The following is a 15,663-nucleotide window of genomic DNA, read 5'->3' on the forward strand; positions in this document are numbered from 1 at the left end:
GGCGGCACGCGGAGTCCACGAGGGGGAGCAGGGTGCGAGTTCTGGTCGCGGGTGGCGGCATCGCGGGCACGGTCACGGCGATGGCGCTCGAGCTGGCCGGCCACGATCCGGTGGTCTTCGAGGCTTACCCGGCCGGCGGGGACGACGTCGGCGCGTTCCTCACGATCATGCACAACGGCATGGACGCCCTGCGCGCGATCGGCGCCGACCGGCCGGTGATCGACGCGTCCTTCGCCGCGTACGGCGTCGAGCTCGTCGCCCCGAACGGGGAGACCGTCGGGCGGAACGAGTTCGACACCAGGGGCGTCGACGGCCCGCGCACGCTGACCCGCGCGACCCTTTACCGGGCCCTGCAGGAGGAAGCCGCGCGCCGGGGCGTGCCGATCGAGCGCGGGCGGCGGCTGGTGAGCGCGAAGCCGGGGCCGGACGGCGTCACGGCCGAGTTCGCCGACGGCACCACCGAGACCGGGGACGTCCTGGTCGGTGCCGACGGCCTGCGCTCGGTCGTCCGGCGGCTCATCGACCCGGCCGCGGACGAGCCGCGCTACACCGGGCTGACCGTGGTCTACGGCTACACGCGCGCGCCGGGGCTGCCCTCGGCGCCCGGGATCTACCGGATGGTCCGCGGCAGCAAGGCGGCCTTCGGGTTCACGACCGACCCGGACGGCACCACGTTCTGGTTCGCCCGCATCCCGGACACCGAGCGGTCCCGCGAGGAGATCGCGGCCGTGACCCCGGCCGGCTGGCGCGAGTTCGCGCACGCGGCGTTCGCCGGAGAACCGTTGCCCTGCGCGGAAATCATCGCGGCAACCGGGGACGAGGTGTTCGGCGGCCACTCCTACGACGTCCCCGAGACGCGCGTCTGGTCGACCCCGGAGATGGTCCTGGCCGGCGACGCGGCCCACGCCGCGTCCCCGGCCGCCGCGCAGGGTGCGTCGATGGCCTTGGAGGACGGCGTGATTCTCGCGCAGTGCCTGCGTGATCTCCCGGATCCGAAGTCGGCTTTCGCCGCGTACAAAGGACTCCGGCGCGAGCGCGTCGAGAAGCTGGTGGCCTCGAGCGCGGGGCGGGACGTCGGCGAAAAGCCGGGCTGGGTCTACGCGCACCACATCGACTGGGACGCGAAGATCACCGCGTAGCGCCGGACCCCAGCGCCCCAATGTGGCGTTCGGTGCGTCAGACGCACCGAACGCCACATTGGGTGCGTGGGACGCAACCAACGCCACATTGGGGCGCTAGGTGCCGCAGGAGCCGCGGACCACCAGTTTTGTCGGCAGGTGCACCGGGTCCGGGGCCGTTCCCGCTTCGATCATCGCCAGCAGCGCGCCCGCCGCCGCGGTGCCGAAACCCGGCTTGTCCTGGGCCACCGTCGTCAGCGCCGGGTCCACCAGGGACGCCACCTCGATGTCGTCGAAGCCGACCACGGCCAGGTCCGCCGGCACCCGCAGCCCGGCCGCGCGGGCCGCCAGCAGGGCGCCGACCGCCATCTCGTCGCTGGCGGCGAACACCGCCGTCGGCGGGTCCTTGCGGGCCAGCAGCCGGCGCATCCCGACGAACCCGCTCTCGCGGTAGAAGTCCCCGGTGACCACGAAGTCCTCGCGCGCCGGAAGCCCGGCTTCGGCCAGCCCGCGCAGGTAGCCTTCGGTGCGGGCGGCGGCGGGCGCGTTGCCGCGGGGGCCGGTGATCGTCGCGATCCGCTGGTGCCCGAGCGTGGCCAGGTGCCGGACGGCTTCGGCCGCGCCCGCAGCGTTGTCCGAGGTCACGTAGGTCGCCCGCGGCCCCGACAGGGCCACGTCGAGCGCGACGCACGGCAGCCCGGACTGGGCGAACGCGGTGAACGCCTCGGCGTCGGTCCCGCTGTCGATCAGGACGAGCCCGGCCAGGTGGTGCCGCCGGGTCATGCTCACGTACGCGATCGGGTCGGCCAGCGACACGCCTGGGTTGCGGTCGCGGGCGTCGTCGCTCGTGGCGAGCATCAGCAGGTGGTAGCCGTGCGAGCTGAGCGCGGATTTGAGACCCAGCAACAGGTCCTGCAGGAACGGGTGCCGCCAGCCGGGCCGCCGGTGGTCGGTGTCCCAGACCAGCCCGACCATCGCCGACCGCTGCCGCGACAACGCTCGCGCCGACTCGTTCGGCGAGAAGTCGAGCTCCCGGGCGACGCGCTCGACGTGCTCGCGGGTCGTCGCGCTGACCGTGGCGGGGCGGTTGAACACCCGCGACACGGTCGCGACCGAGACGCCGCAGAGCTGGGCGACTTCGCGGGCGGTGACCATGGCGACCTCCGATGACGCTGTAACCGGTTACATCTCTAGCACATGATCTCAGGCTGGGTAAATGCCGAGTCTGGTTATCATTTCGTTACTTGACGTATGACTACTGGGAGCGCTCTCATAGGTCCCGCGTTTTCCGACCGGCCCGCAGAACAACGGAGATCTCATGCGCCCGAAAACGACAAACCGCCGGATCCGCCTGATCGCCGGGGCGGTGTGCGCCGGCCTTGCCGCGGTCACCGCGTTGAGCGCCTGCGGGGGCGGCGACGCCGGCGGCGGCGGCAAGATCAAGCTCAGCCTCGGCCTCTTCGGCAACTTCGGCTACACCGACCTGATCAAGGAGTACCAGGCGGCCCACCCGGACATCGAGATCACCGAGCGGACCGCCTCCTACTCCGACCACCACAAGAACCTCGCCGCGCACCTGGCCACCGGCGGCGGCGCCGCGGACATCGAGGCGATCGACACCGGGTACGTCGCCCAGTTCAAGGCGACCCCGGACAAGTTCGTCGACCTCACCACCGTCGGCGGCGACAAGCTCAAGGACCGCTGGCTGGGCTGGAAGTGGTCGGCCTCGCTCGCCAAGGGCGGGCAGCAGATCGGCTACGGCACCGACGTCGGCGGCCTGGCCATCTGCTACCGCCGTGACCTGCTCCAGAACGCCGGCCTGCCCGCCGACCGCGAGGCCGTCTCCGCGCTCTGGCCCACCTGGCAAGCGTTCTTCGACACGGGCAAGCGCTTCCAGGCCAAGGCGCCGACCGGCGTCAAGTGGATGGACGGCGGCCCGACCGTGCTCAACGCGATCTTCGGCCAGGCACCGACCGGCTACTACGACCAGAGCGACAAGCTCGTCGTCGACAGCAACCCGGCCCTGCGCGCCGGCTGGGACCAGGTCGTCGACGCCGTCAAGGCGAACCTGTCCGCCGGCCTGCTCTACAGCACGCCGACCTGGAACACCGGCTTCACCCAGGGCCAGTTCGCCACCGTCACCTGCCCGGCCTGGATGATGACCAAGATCAAGGACCAGGCGCCGGACACGTCGGGCAAGTGGGACGTCGCGACCGTGCCCGGCGGGGGCGGCAACTGGGGCGGCTCGTACCTGACGATCCCCAAGCAGGGCAAGCACACCAAGGAAGCCGCCGAGCTCGCCGCGTGGCTGACCGCGCCCGAGCAGCAGGCGAAGGTGTTCACCAGCCAGGGCCTGCTGCCCTCGACGCCGTCGCTCTACGACGACCCGAAGATCACCGGCTACACCAACCCGTTCTTCAACAACGCGCCCGTCGGCAAGCTCTTCACCGACGCGGCGAAGAAGCTGAACCCGCAGTACCAGGGCCCGAAGGCCGGCGACGTCCAGACGGAGTTCGGCAACGCGATGCAGCGCGTCGAGCAGGGCAAGCAGGACGGCGCGGCGGCGTGGCAGCAGCTGGTCGGTGACGTCGCGAAGCTGCAGAGCTGATGGCACTGACGTTCGCCGACCGGCGGCACAAGTGGGACGTCAAGCTGTCGCCGTTCGGCTTCGTCAGCCCGTACTTCCTGATCTTCGGCGTCTTCGGGCTGTTCCCGCTGCTCTACACGGCTTTCGTGTCGCTGCAGAAGCGCAACCTGCTCGACGCCGAGGGCGCGAGGTTCATCGGGTTCGGCAACTACGAGCAGCTGCTGTTCCACGACCCGTACTTCTGGAACGCGATGGGGAACACGGTCAGCCTGTGGCTGCTGACCACCATCCCGCAGATCCTGTTCGCCCTCGGCATCGCGCACCTGCTCAACCGCAGGCTGCGCGGGCGGACGCTGTTCCGGATGGGGATGATCCTGCCGAACATCACCTCGGTGGCGGCGGTGACGATCATCTTCGCGCAGCTCTTCGGCCGGGACTTCGGGCTGGTGAACTGGGTGCTGAGCTGGTTCGGCGGCGGGCACGTCGACTGGCAGGCCGGCACGGCCAGCTCGCACACCGCCATCGCGGCGATGGTGGTGTGGCGCTGGACCGGCTACCACGCGCTGATCTTCCTGGCGTCGATGCAGGCGATCCCGTCGACCATGTACGAAGCCGCGACGCTCGACGGCGCCCGTGGGTGGCAGCAGTTCTGGCGGATCACCGTGCCGCTGCTGCGGCCGCAGATCATCTTCTCCACGGTGATCGCGACGACCGGGAACATGCGGCTGCTCGCCGAGCCGCTGCTGTTCAACCCCGGCACGGCGGCCGCCACCGGCGGCTCGGACCGGCAGTTCCAGACCGCCGCGCTCTACCTCTACGAGCAGGGCTTCACCAAGTACGACTTCGGCTACAGCTCGGCGATCGCGCTGATCCTGGCCGTCGCCACGATGCTCGTCGCGGGCCTGTCGTACCTGGTGACCCGGCGCATCCAAACGGACTGAGGAGCGGACATGACCACCGTGCTGACCCCGGCCGCGCCCGCGCCGCCGGTGGCCCCCGGGCGGGCCCGGCGCATCGCGCGCCGGGTCGCGAGCCCGTGGACCTACGCCGCGCTGATCGCGATCCTGGCCGGCTCGGCGTTCCCCGTGTACTGGTCGTTCGTCGTCTCCTCGCAGACGTCGGAGGCGGTCGGGAGTGTCCCGCCGGTCCTCGTGCCCGGCGGGCACCTGTTCGAGAACATCGCGCGCGTCTTCGACGAGACGGACTTCGCGCTGGCGCTCGGGAACTCGATGATCGTCGCGGGCACGATCACCGTGTCCGTGGTGCTGTTCTCGACGCTGGCCGGGTTCGCCTTCGCCAAGCTGCGCTTCCGCGGCCGGACCCTGCTGCTGCTCGTCGTGGTCGCCACCCAGGCGATCCCGACCGAGCTGGGCGTCGTGCCGCTCTACATGATGATGGCCGACTTCGGCTGGGCCGGGCAGCTGCAGGCGGTGATCGTGCCCGGCCTGGTCACCGCGTTCGGCGTGTTCTTCATGCGCCAGTACTTCGAACGGGCGCTGCCGCTGGAACTGCTCGAAGCCGGGCGGATGGACGGCTGCAACTCGCTGCGGCTGTTCTGGCACGTCGCGCTGCCGGCCGCCCGCCCGGCCGCGGCGGTGCTCGGGCTGTTCACGTTCATGCAGGCGTGGAACGACTTCTTCTGGCCGCTGGTCGTGCTGGTCCCGGAGAACCCGACCGTCCAGACCGCACTGTCCACCCTGGCCAGCGGCTACACCACCGACTACACCCTCGTGCTCACCGCCGCCACCATCGGCACCGTCCCCGTCCTGCTCGTGTTCCTGCTGTTCGGCCGCCAGATCGTCGGCGGCATCATGCAGGGCGCGCTCAAGGGCTGACCCCCCCCGGAGCTCACCGTGACTTCCCGTTTCCCGCCCGGTTTCCGCTGGGGCGTCGCCACTTCGGCGTTCCAGATCGAGGGCGCCACCCGATCCGACGGCCGCGGACCGTCCATTTGGGACACCTTCGCGGCGGTCCCCGGCGCGGTCGCCGGCGGCGACACCGGCGAACCGGCGGCGGACCACTACCACCGCTGGCCCCGCGACATCGCCCTGCTCGCCGCGCTGGGCGTCGACTCCTACCGGTTCTCGGTCTCCTGGCCGCGGATCCAGCCCTCCGGCCGCGGCGGCGTCTCCGCGAAGGGGATCGGCTTCTACCGGCAGCTGGTGGAAGCCCTGCGCGAGCAGGGGATCGAGCCGTTCCTCACGCTGTACCACTGGGACCTCCCGCAGGCCCTGGAGGACGAGGGCGGCTGGCGTTCCCGCGACACGGCGTCCCGGTTCGCCGACTACGCCGCGCTGGTGCACGCGGAGCTCGGCGACGTCGTCGACCACTGGACGACGCTGAACGAGCCGTACCCGTGCGCGGTCGCGGGCTACGGCGAAGGACGGCACGCCCCGGGCGCGAGGGAAGGGCACGGCGCGCTCGCCGCCGCCCACCACCTGCTGCTCGGCCACGGCCTGGCGGTGCGCGCGATGCGCTCGCAAGCGAGGACGGCGCATCAGTTCGGGATCGTGCTCAACCAGTCGCCCGTGGTGCCGGTGACGGACTCGGCCGCCGACGCCGCGGCGGCGGCCCGTCAGGACACGCTGCTGCGGCGCCAGTTCACCGACCCGCTGTTCGGCGGCCGGTACGCGCCGGGCCTGGCGGCGATGTTCGCCGGCGTCTCGGACTTCTCGTTCCGGCTCGACGGTGACCTGGAGACGATCGGCGAGTCCCTCGACTACCTGGGCGTGAACTACTACTACCGGCTGCACGTCGCGGACGCGCCCCACCGCGAGCCGGACCCGGCGCTGCGCACCGTGGCCGACATCGGCGTGGACACTTCGCGCCTGCCGGACGTCCCGCGCACGGGCATGGGCTGGCCGGTGGAACCGGAGGGGCTGACCGAGGCCCTGGTCGGCCTGCACAACCGCTACCCGGGGCTGCCGCCGGTGTACGTCACCGAAAACGGCTGCGTGTACCCGGACGTGCTGGACGAGCGCGGCATGTTCGCCGACGAGCAGCGCATCGCGTTCCTGCGTGCGCACATCGAGGCGGCCCGGGCGTCGGCCGAGGCGGGTGTCGACCTGCGGGGGTACTTCTGCTGGTCGCTGCTCGACAACTTCGAGTGGGCCCACGGGTACAAGCACCGGTTCGGCCTGGTCCACGTGGACTACACCACCCAGCGCCGTACCCCGCGGGCGAGCTACCACTGGTACCGCGAGTTCGTCGCGGCCCAGCGGACCCCGTGAAAAGCGCTGGTTCGCCGGGGCGGCCGGTCCTACGGTGACGCCATGAGCGATCACCCGGAAGCGCCCGTCGGGGCCTTCGAACCGCCCTACTACGTGGCGGTCTTCACCACGGTGCGAACCGCCGAGCAGAGCGGTTACGGCGAGACCAACGCCCGGATGGAGGACCTGGTCCGCGAGGTGCCCGGGTACCTGGGGATGGACCACGCGCAGACCCCCGGCGGGCTGGGCATCACCGTCGGCTACTTCCGCGACGCCGACGCCCTCACCGAGTGGCGGCACAACGCCGAGCACCGCGCGGCGCAGCAGCGCGGCCGGGCGGAGTGGTACCAGAGCTACACGCTGCACGTGGCGAAAGTCGAGCGCAGCCACGGGTTCACGCGAGCTTGACTGCCCGGAGGGGCACCTTCACGGACTCGAGAGCCATGAAGGTGCCCCTCCGGGAAGCCGCTACTTCTTGTACAGGCCTTCGATGTCGATGGCGTAGTTCTTCGAGACCACGTTGCGCTTCAGCTTCAGGCTCGGCGTGATCTCGCCGCCCTGCTCGGTGAAGTCGTTGGGCAGCACCGTGAACTTCTTGATCGCCTCGGCCTTGGACACCTGCTTGTTCGCCTCGTCGACCGCGGCCTGGATCTCCGCGAGCAGGTCGGCGTCCGTGGCCAGCTCGGCGACCGTGGCGGAAGCAGGCTTGCCGTGCTGGGACTTCCAGGTCGGGAAGTACTCCTCGTCGACCGTCACCAGCGCCGCGATGAACGGGCGCTGGTCGCCGACCACCATGGCCTGGCTGACCAGCGGGGCCGCCTTCAGCGTGTCCTCGAGACCGGACGGGGCGACGTTCTTGCCGCCCGCCGTCACGATGATCTCCTTCTTGCGGCCGGTGATCTTGAGGAAGCCGTCGGAGTCCAGCTCGCCCAGGTCGCCGGTGTGGAACCAGCCGTCGCTGAGCGATTCGGCCGTCGCCTGCGGGTTGTTGTAGTAGGCCCGGAAGACGACGTTGCCCTTCAGCAGTACCTCGCCGTCGTCGGCGATGCGGACCGACGTGCCGTTGACCGGCTTGCCGACCGTGCCGACGCGGAACGCCGTCTGCGTGTTGAGGTTCGCCGCCGCCGACGTTTCGGTGAGGCCGTAGCCCTCGAACACCGGGACGCCGATGCCGCGGAAGAAGTGCGCCAGCCGCGCCCCGAGCGGCGCCCCGCCCGACACCGCCGCCACGCAGCGGCCGCCGAGGGCCGCGCGCAGCTTGCCGTAGACGAGCTTGTCGAACACCAGGTGCTGCAGCCGCAGGAGGAGCCCGGCGCCGCCCTTGTCCTGCGCCTCGCTGTAGGCGACCGCGACGGCCTCGGCGGCGTCGAAGATCTTGCCCTTGCCGTCGCCGTGGGCCTTCTGCTTCGCCGAGTTGTAGACCTTCTCGAACACGCGCGGCACGGCGACGACGAACGTCGGCCGGAACGTGCCGAGGTCGGCGACCAGGTTCTTGACGTCCGGGGTGTGCCCGAGGGTGACGCGGGCGGTCAGCGCCGTGACGGCGATCGCGCGGGCCAGCACGTGCGCCAGCGGCAGGAACACCAGCAGCGAGTTGCCCTGCTCCATCAGCTGCGGGAACGCCTCGATGTCGGCGCGGATCTCGGCCAGCAGGTTGCGGTGGGTCAGTTCGACGCCCTTGGGGCGGCCGGTGGTGCCCGACGTGTAGACGATCGTGGCGAGCTCGTCCGCGGTCACATCGCGGCGGCGCTCGTGCAGCTCGTCGTCGGAGAGCTCGGCGCCCATCGCGGCCAGCGTCTCGATGGCGGGGGTGTCGCTCTCGATCTGCCACGTGTGGTCGAGGGCGGTGAGCCGGTCGCGGATCTCCCCGACCGCTCCGGCGTGCTCGGTCGTCTCGACGAACACGGCCTTCGCGGCCGAGTCGGAGAGGATCCAGTACACCTGCTCGGGGGAGGAGGTGTCGTAGATCGGCACCGTCACCGCGCCCGCCGCCCAGATCGCGAAGTCGATCAGCGTCCACTCGTAGCGGGTCTTGGACATGATGGCGACGCGGTCGCCGCGGCCGATCCCGGCCCGGGCCATGCCCTTGGCCACGGCCAGCACCTGGCCGGCGAACTCCCTGGCCGTGACGTCCAGCCAGGTTCCGTCGACCTGGCGGCGGAAGCTCACCACGTCGGAGAACCGCTCGGCGTTCGCCCAGACGACATCGGACATGTTCTCGTCGTCGGCCACCGGCTTCCCGGCGGGAGCGCTGTATTCGCGCACGTGGACCTCCGTGTTCAACGCGTGCGGCAGGTGACACCGCTGTTACCCGCCAGTCAACTTAGCGTGGTGAGCACCTTAAGACCATGCTGATCGCCGTCGCACGGCGAGGGCGTGACATTCTTCGCACGTGAACGCGCCACCCTCACTCGACATCGTCGACGAGACGTTCCTCGCCGTTCCGCCGGCCACCGTGGCCGCGGTCTTCGCCGAACCGGCGTCCTGGCGGCGCTACTGGCCCGACCTGGTCCTCGAGGTCTACACCGACCGGGGGGACAAGGGCCTGCGCTGGACCGTGCGGGGTGCGCTCGTCGGTACGATGGAGGTCTGGCTCGAGCCGGTGCTCGACGGCACCCTGCTGCACTACTTCCTGCGGGCGACCCCCGCCGACGCGGCCGGGACGCCGCGGGCGCTGGCGCCACGCGACCTGCGCCGGGAGTTCGACCGGCGGGCCCGCGCGGCGAAGGTGATCGCACTCGGGCTCAAGGAGATCCTGGAGGACGGGCGCGAGCCCGGCGTTCCTCCGCGCGGCGAGGGCTAGAGGGGGACCAGGGGTGCGGGTACACGTCGTCTCGGACGTGCACGGCAACGCCGACGCGCTGAAGCGGGCGGGGGACGGGGCCGACGCGCTGGTCGTGCTCGGCGACCTGCTCGACTTCGTCGACTACCGCGAGCACGACAAGGGCATCATGGGCGACCTGTTCGGCGCCGAGAAGGTCGGCGAGTTCGCCCGCCTGCGCCGTGAGGGCACCCGTGACGAAACCGTTGCCTACTCGCGGACGCTCTGGGCGAGCCTCGACGACCCCGCCGGCGCCGTCGACGAGGCCGTCCGCACCCAGTACGCGGCGCTCTTCGCGGCGATGACCGCGCCCACCTACGCCACCCCCGGCAACGTCGACACCCCGGCGCTGTGGCCCGAGTTCGCCGGCGAGGGCATCCGGGTGCTCGACGGCGAGGTGGCCGAGATCGGCGGCCTGCGGTTCGGGTTCGTCGGCGGCGCGCTGCTGCCCGACGGTGTCGTCCCGCGCCACCGCAAAGGGGCCGCCTGGCGCCCCTACCTGCGGGATCGCGAGGACTACGACCGCAGCGTGGCCGCACTCGCGGAAGTAGACGTCCTTTGCACGCACGGCCCGCCGGCGCTGCCCGAGCTGACCTACGACGTCGTCGCGCGCCGCAGCGAGATCGGTTCGGCGGCGCTGCTGGAGCTGATCCGGGCCCAGCAGCCGCGCTGGTCGGTGTTCGGGCACGTGCACCAGCCCCTCTCCCCCCGCGCCCGGGTCGGCCTGACCGAGTGCCGTAACGTGGGTCACTTCAAGGAGACCGGGCAGCCCTACGTGCTGCGCTGGTGACCGACCGCGGCGGCTACGCTTCGTCCCATGGCCGAGCAGTCCACACAGTCCATCGAGGTCGACGCCGAGCCCAGCCGGGTGATGGCCGTGATCGCCGATTTCCCCGCCTACCCGGAATGGGCCAGGGCCGTCCGGCAGACCGAGGTCCTCGACACCGATGGTGACGGGCGGGCCAAGCAGGTCAAGCTCACCCTCGACGCGGGCCCGATCAAGGATGTCTACACCCTCGAGTACGACTGGGACGGCGACGGCCTCGGCGTCAGCTGGCACCTGGTCAAGGGTCAGATGCAGAAGGCGCAGAACGGCCGCTACGCCCTGGAGGACCTCGACGGCCGCACCCGCGTCACCTACACGCTGTCGGTCGAGCTGGCGCTGCCGATGATCGGCCTGCTGCGCCGCAAGGCCGAGAAGATGGTCATGGACACCGCGCTGAAGGAGCTCAAGAAGCGGGCCGAGGGGTAACCACGTGCGGATCCTGCTGTTCACCGGCAAGGGGGGTGTCGGGAAGACCACGCTGGCCGCGGCGACCGGCGCCGCCCTGGCCGCCCGCGGCAGGAAGACCCTCGTCGTGTCCACCGACCCGGCGCACTCGCTCGGCGACGCGTTCGGCCACACCCTCGGCGCCGAGCCGTCCGAAGTGGACGCTCTCCTCTCCGCCGTGCAGATCGATGCGCGCACCCTGGTCGACACCAGCTGGCACCGGCTGCGGGCCGAGCTGCAGACGGCACTGGCCGGCGCGGGCCTGGACACCCTCGACGCCGAAGAGCTCACCGTGCTGCCCGGCGTCGACGACCTGCTCGCCCTCACCGAGGTCCGCCGGCTGGCCGAAGACGGGCTGTGGGAGACCATCGTCGTCGACTGCGGGCCCACGGCCGAGACGCTGCGGCTGCTCGCCCTGCCCGAAGCCGTTTCCGGGTACCTGACCCGGGTGTTCGGCCGCCGCGGCCGGGTCATCGAGTCGGTGCGCCGCCTCGGTGCCCACCTCGACGGCCTGCGGGCGCTGCTCACCGAGCCGTCGGTGACCACGGTCCGGCTGGTGCTGACGCCGGAGCGGGTGGTGGTCGCGGAAGCACGGCGCACGCTCAGCTCCCTGGCCCTGCGCGGCATCGCGGTCGACGGCCTGATCGCCAACCGGCTGATGCCCGCGCCCGGGTTCTGGCGCGGCGGTGCCGCGTCGTGGCTGCGCACGCGCCGGACGCAGCAGGACGCCGTGCTCGCCGAGCTGGCGGCCGCCGGGTTCGGGCCGTCGAAGCTTTCGTGCGTCGAGCACCGGGCCGTCGAACCGGTCGGGCTGCCCGCGCTGCTGGAGATCGCCGCCGAGCTCTACCGCGGCGGCGACCCCCTGGACGGCGATGGCACCCCGGTCACGCCCCTGCTGCGGGTGCGGCCGGCGCCGGACGGGTACACGCTGCGCATCGCGATCCCGCTCGGGCGGGACGCCGAGGTCGACCTCGCCCGCGTCGACGACGACCTGGCGATCACTGTCGACGGCTTCCGCAGGCTCATCGCCCTGCCGGAGTCGCTGCGGCCGTGCCGGATCACCGGCGCGGAATCCGACGCCGACGGCCTGGTCGTGAACCTGGCCGGGAACCGGGGACGCGGGTGAGCGAAGAGGACGAGGCGGCCGGACCGCGGCTGGCCGAGGAGATCCGCCTGCTCGTCGAGATGGTCGTCGAGAAGGCCGCGCCGTGGCTGGAGGGCGTGGTCGCGGCCGGGCACGGCGCCCCTGACGAGGCGAAACCGGACGCCTCGGCGTGCGGGTGGTGCCCGCTGTGTGCGATCGTCGCCGTTGTGCGAGGTGAGCGCCCGGAGTTCGCCGCGAGGCTGCTGGAACAGCTGGCCCAGCTGGTGGCGTTGCTCCGTGCGGTGCTCGCGGACCGCTGGGAACCGGACGAGGGCGTGCACATGCCCGGGTTCCGCCCCGCGCCGCGGCCCGCGGACAGCCCCGCGTCGGCGCGGGTGCAGCACATCGCCGTCCGCAGGCGGGACGAGTGGCGGCCGGATCGGGAGAGCTGAGTGCGGACGATAGGGGTGGACGTCGGCGGGACGAGCGTCCGGGCCGGCGTGGTGGACGAGCGCGGCTCCCTGCTCGACACGGCACGCGTCGCGACGCCGAGCGAGGAGGGCGCCCTCGAGGACGCCATCGCCGGCGTGATCGAGGACCTGCGCAACCGCCACGAGGTGGCCGGCGTCGGCCTGGCCGTGGCCGGGTTCGTGGCGCGCGACCGCCGGTCGGTGATGTTCGCGCCGCACCTGGCGTGGCGCGGCGCGCCGGTCGCGGACCGGATCGAGAAGCGCGTCGGCCTGCCGGTGCTGCTGGAGCACGACGTCAATTCGGCGATCGTCGGTGAGCACCGCTTCGGCGCGGCGCGCGGCGCCCAGGTGGCGGCGCTGGTCGCGCTGGGCACCGGCATCGGCGCGGGATTGCTGCTGGAGGGGAAGCTGTTCCGCGGCGCGTACGGCGTGGCGCCCGAGCTGGGGCACCTGACGGTGGTCCGCGGCGGGCGGCCGTGCCCGTGCGGCAAGTACGGCTGCTGGGAGCGCTACTGCAGCGGGACGGCCCTGGCGGCGACGGCGGTGGAGCTGCTGGCGCGTCACCCCGGGCGGTCGACGGTGCTGGCCCCGCAGGTGGCGGGCGACCCGGGGTCGGTGACGGGCCGCCGGGTGGCCGGCGCGGCCCGCGACGGCGACCCGATCGCCCAGCTGGCGATGGCGGAGCTGGCCAAGTGGCTCGGCGAGGGCCTGGCGCTGGTGGCGGACGTGTTCGACCCGGAGATCATCGTGATCGGCGGGGGAGTGTCGGAGTCCGCACCGCTGTTCCTCGACGAGGCCCGCGAGCACTACGCGGGCGCGATCACCGGCGCCCGGCACCGCCCGCTGGCCCGCATCCGCACGGCCCACCTGGGCGACGACACGGCCATCGTCGGCGTGGCCACGCTGGCACTGGAAGCGGCCAAGACCCCGGTCTGATCCCGGCTCCTGCTTCGGCGGGTCCCGAGCGCCCCAATGTGGCATTGGGTGCGTCCCACGCACCGAACGCCGCATTGGGTGCGTCTGACGCACCGAACGCCACATTGGGGCGCTCGTGCGGCAGGGTCCGAGCACCGTCTCGGAGCGGCGGGCATCGGCCGCTGTGTGCCAGGCTGGACGGGTGAGTGACCCGTCCGCGAGCGTCTTCGTCCGGTGTTCCGGCGGTCACCTGCACTGGGGCCGCTACGGCGCCGCCGGCCTGCTGCTCGTCGACCCCGCGCGCGGGGTCCTCCTGCAGCGGCGTGCCTGGTGGGTGCACCACGGCCGCACCTGGGCGCTTCCCGGCGGAGCCATCGAGGCCGGCGAGACCGCGGTCAACGCGGCCGCCCGCGAAGCGTTCGAAGAGGCCTCCGTCCCCGCCGGGGCCTTCCGCGCGGTGTCGGCGTCCGTGGTGGACCATGGGGAGTGGAGCTACACGACCGTCCTCGCCCTGGCCGACGGGGCCGAGGCGCGGGTCGCGAACACCGAAAGTGCGGAGGTGCGCTGGGTGGACCCCGAGGACGTGCCCGGGTACCGGCTGCACCGCGACTTCGCCGCCGCCTGGCCGGACCTGCGCGACCGCGTCGGGCAGGAGCTGGTGCTGGTCGTCGACGCCGCCAACGTCGTCGGCTCGCGGCCGGACGGCTGGTGGCGCGACCGGCACGGGGCCGCCGAGCGCCTGCGCGACCAGCTCGCGAAACTCGCCGAAGCCGGTGTGCCGGACCCGGACGACTCGGCGATCACCTGGTGGCCCCGGATCATCCTGGTCGTCGAAGGCAAGGCCAAGCACGTCACCGGCACCCCGGGCGTGGAGGTCGTCGCCGCGGACACCGACGGCGACTCGAAGATCGTCGAGGTCGTCGCGCAGCAGCAGGGCAAGGTCCTCGTCGCGACGGCCGACCGGGAGCTGAAAGGGCGCGTCGGGGCTCTCGGCGCGTCGATCCTCGGCCCGGGCACGCTCCGTTCCCAGCTCGACGAGCTCTAGTCCTTCGGGATCCCGTCGCGCATCTCGGCGACCAGCGACGCCACCACGGCCTTGAGGCTGCCCTTGTGCCGTTCCGCGACCGCCCGCTGCCGCCGGTAGCTCGGCCCGTAGCGCAGGATCGTTTCGACGTCACGCAGCTCGGCCACGCAGTCCAGGCGCCGCGCCACCGGCTCCAGCCGGTCCAGCAGGTCGGCGATGTCGTCGGTGACCAGCCGTTCGCGCCCGGCCGCGTCCAGGATGACGATCGCGTCGGTGCCGTAGCGGGCCGCGCGCCACTTGTTCTCCTGGACGTGCCACGGCGGCAGGGCGGGGAGGATCTCGCCGTCGTCGAGGCGCTCGCTGAAGTCGTCGACCAGGCACTGCGTCAGCGCCGAGATCGCGCCGACCTCCTCCAGCGTCGGCAGCCCGTCGCAGACCCGCATCTCGATCGTGCCCAGGTGCGGCGCCGGCCGGATGTCCCAGCGGATCTCCGAGAAGTGGTCGATCACGCCGGTGGTGAACATGTCCTCGACGTAGCTCTCCAGCTCGGCCCACTTCCGGAACTGGAACGGCAGCCCGGCCGTCGGCAGCTGCTGGAACATCAGCGCCCGGTTCGACGCGTACCCGGTGTCCTCGGCGCCCCAGTACGGCGACGACGCCGAGAGCGCCTGCAGGTGCGGCGCGTAGTTCAGCAGCGCGTCGAGGATCGGCAGCACCTTGTCACGGTGGTCGACCCCGACGTGGACGTGCACGCCGTAGATCAGCATCTGGCGGCCCCACCACTGGGTCCGGTCGATCAGCTTGGCGTACCGCTCCTTGTCGGTGACCTTCTGCTGGTACCAGTTCGAGAACGGGTGCGTCCCGGCCGAGAACATCTTGACGCCGAGCGGGTCGGCGACGCCGTGCACGACGTCGAGTGACCCGGCCAGGTCGGCCTTGACCTCGGCGATCGTGTCGCAGACGCCGGTGATGATCTCGATGGTGTTGAGCAGCAGCTCCTGCTTGATCTTCGGGTGCTCGCCCTGCCCGTCGGGGCGGACGGCCTCGAGGATCTGCTCGGCCACCGAGGACAGCTCACCGCTGCGCCGGTCGACCAGGCCGAGCTCCCATTCCGCGCCGACGGTCGATCGCCGCGAAGGGCTGAACTCGATGTGCATCGACGTGG

The 15,663-nt window shown here is 71.9% G+C and carries 16 protein-coding genes; 13 read left to right on the top strand and 3 right to left on the bottom strand.

What is annotated here, in order from left to right; all coding sequences use genetic code 11:
* Positions 1 to 32 precede the first annotated feature (32 nt).
* Positions 33 to 1,139, top strand: coding sequence for an FAD-dependent oxidoreductase (locus QRX60_RS25920; protein ID WP_286003370.1), 1,107 nt, complete (start codon positions 33 to 35; stop codon positions 1,137 to 1,139).
* 96 nt (positions 1,140 to 1,235) lie between these two features.
* Here the strand turns inward: QRX60_RS25920 and QRX60_RS25925 are convergent, their stop codons facing one another.
* Positions 1,236 to 2,273, bottom strand: a complete 1,038-nt coding sequence (locus QRX60_RS25925) for a LacI family DNA-binding transcriptional regulator (RefSeq protein ID WP_286003371.1) — start codon at positions 2,271 to 2,273, stop codon at positions 1,236 to 1,238.
* A gap of 163 nt (positions 2,274 to 2,436) precedes the next feature.
* Between QRX60_RS25925 and QRX60_RS25930 the strand changes: the two genes are divergently transcribed.
* Genes QRX60_RS25930 through QRX60_RS25950 form a run of 5 tightly spaced genes read left to right on the top strand, consistent with a single transcriptional unit; the run spans position 2,437 to position 7,322 of the window.
* Complete coding sequence (locus QRX60_RS25930) at positions 2,437 to 3,726, top strand: ABC transporter substrate-binding protein (protein ID WP_286003372.1); 1,290 nt, start codon at positions 2,437 to 2,439, stop codon at positions 3,724 to 3,726.
* Positions 3,726 to 4,646 carry a carbohydrate ABC transporter permease gene (locus QRX60_RS25935; RefSeq protein ID WP_286003373.1) on the top strand — a complete coding sequence of 307 codons (921 nt, stop codon included), beginning with the start codon at positions 3,726 to 3,728 and terminating at the stop codon, positions 4,644 to 4,646. The genes QRX60_RS25930 and QRX60_RS25935 overlap by 1 nt, the downstream gene beginning before the upstream one ends.
* 9 nt (positions 4,647 to 4,655) lie before the next feature.
* A complete protein-coding gene (locus tag QRX60_RS25940) occupies positions 4,656 to 5,540 on the top strand; it encodes a carbohydrate ABC transporter permease (RefSeq protein ID WP_286003374.1) in 885 nt (294 codons plus the stop codon).
* A gap of 18 nt (positions 5,541 to 5,558) precedes the next feature.
* Positions 5,559 to 6,935, top strand: coding sequence for a GH1 family beta-glucosidase (locus QRX60_RS25945; protein ID WP_286003375.1), 1,377 nt, complete (start codon positions 5,559 to 5,561; stop codon positions 6,933 to 6,935).
* 42 nt (positions 6,936 to 6,977) lie between these two features.
* Positions 6,978 to 7,322 (top strand): antibiotic biosynthesis monooxygenase family protein, encoded by a 345-nt coding sequence (locus tag QRX60_RS25950; RefSeq protein WP_286003376.1) that lies wholly within the window; start codon positions 6,978 to 6,980, stop codon positions 7,320 to 7,322.
* A 60-nt stretch (positions 7,323 to 7,382) separates the two neighbouring features.
* Here the strand turns inward: QRX60_RS25950 and QRX60_RS25955 are convergent, their stop codons facing one another.
* The gene (locus QRX60_RS25955; protein ID WP_286003377.1) at positions 7,383 to 9,179 is read right to left on the bottom strand and encodes an AMP-dependent synthetase/ligase; all 1,797 of its coding nucleotides are present in this window, start codon (positions 9,177 to 9,179) and stop codon (positions 7,383 to 7,385) included.
* Positions 9,180 to 9,306: 127 nt separating this feature from the next.
* Here QRX60_RS25955 and QRX60_RS25960 point away from each other — a divergent pair, with 127 nt between their 5' ends.
* From QRX60_RS25960 to QRX60_RS25990, 7 genes are all read left to right on the top strand, one after another.
* Complete coding sequence (locus QRX60_RS25960; protein WP_286003378.1) at positions 9,307 to 9,717, top strand: polyketide cyclase / dehydrase and lipid transport; 411 nt, start codon at positions 9,307 to 9,309, stop codon at positions 9,715 to 9,717.
* Positions 9,718 to 9,730: 13 nt separating this feature from the next.
* Positions 9,731 to 10,525, top strand: coding sequence for a metallophosphoesterase family protein (locus QRX60_RS25965; RefSeq protein ID WP_286003379.1), 795 nt, complete (start codon positions 9,731 to 9,733; stop codon positions 10,523 to 10,525).
* Between the two features lie 27 nt (positions 10,526 to 10,552).
* Entirely contained in the window at positions 10,553 to 10,987 is a 435-nt protein-coding gene (locus QRX60_RS25970; protein ID WP_286003380.1) for an SRPBCC family protein, read from the top strand.
* A gap of 4 nt (positions 10,988 to 10,991) precedes the next feature.
* Complete coding sequence (locus QRX60_RS25975; protein WP_286003381.1) at positions 10,992 to 12,131, top strand: ArsA family ATPase; 1,140 nt, start codon at positions 10,992 to 10,994, stop codon at positions 12,129 to 12,131.
* A complete protein-coding gene (locus tag QRX60_RS25980) occupies positions 12,128 to 12,541 on the top strand; it encodes a hypothetical protein (protein WP_286003382.1) in 414 nt (137 codons plus the stop codon). Before QRX60_RS25975 ends, QRX60_RS25980 begins: the two co-directional genes overlap by 4 nt.
* Before the next feature lie 15 nt (positions 12,542 to 12,556).
* Entirely contained in the window at positions 12,557 to 13,495 is a 939-nt protein-coding gene (locus tag QRX60_RS25985; RefSeq protein WP_286003697.1) for an ROK family protein, read from the top strand.
* Positions 13,496 to 13,676: 181 nt separating this feature from the next.
* Positions 13,677 to 14,519, top strand: coding sequence for an NUDIX hydrolase (locus QRX60_RS25990; protein ID WP_286003383.1), 843 nt, complete (start codon positions 13,677 to 13,679; stop codon positions 14,517 to 14,519).
* Here QRX60_RS25990 and QRX60_RS25995 read toward each other — a convergent pair.
* On the bottom strand, positions 14,516 to 15,655 hold the full coding sequence (locus QRX60_RS25995) for a glutamate--cysteine ligase (RefSeq protein WP_286003384.1): 1,140 nt from the start codon (positions 15,653 to 15,655) through the stop codon (positions 14,516 to 14,518). The genes QRX60_RS25990 and QRX60_RS25995 overlap by 4 nt on opposite strands.
* Positions 15,656 to 15,663 lie beyond the last annotated feature (8 nt).

The sequence above is a fragment of the Amycolatopsis mongoliensis genome, assembly GCF_030285665.1.
GTDB classification, from domain to species: Bacteria; Actinomycetota; Actinomycetes; order Mycobacteriales; family Pseudonocardiaceae; genus Amycolatopsis; species Amycolatopsis mongoliensis.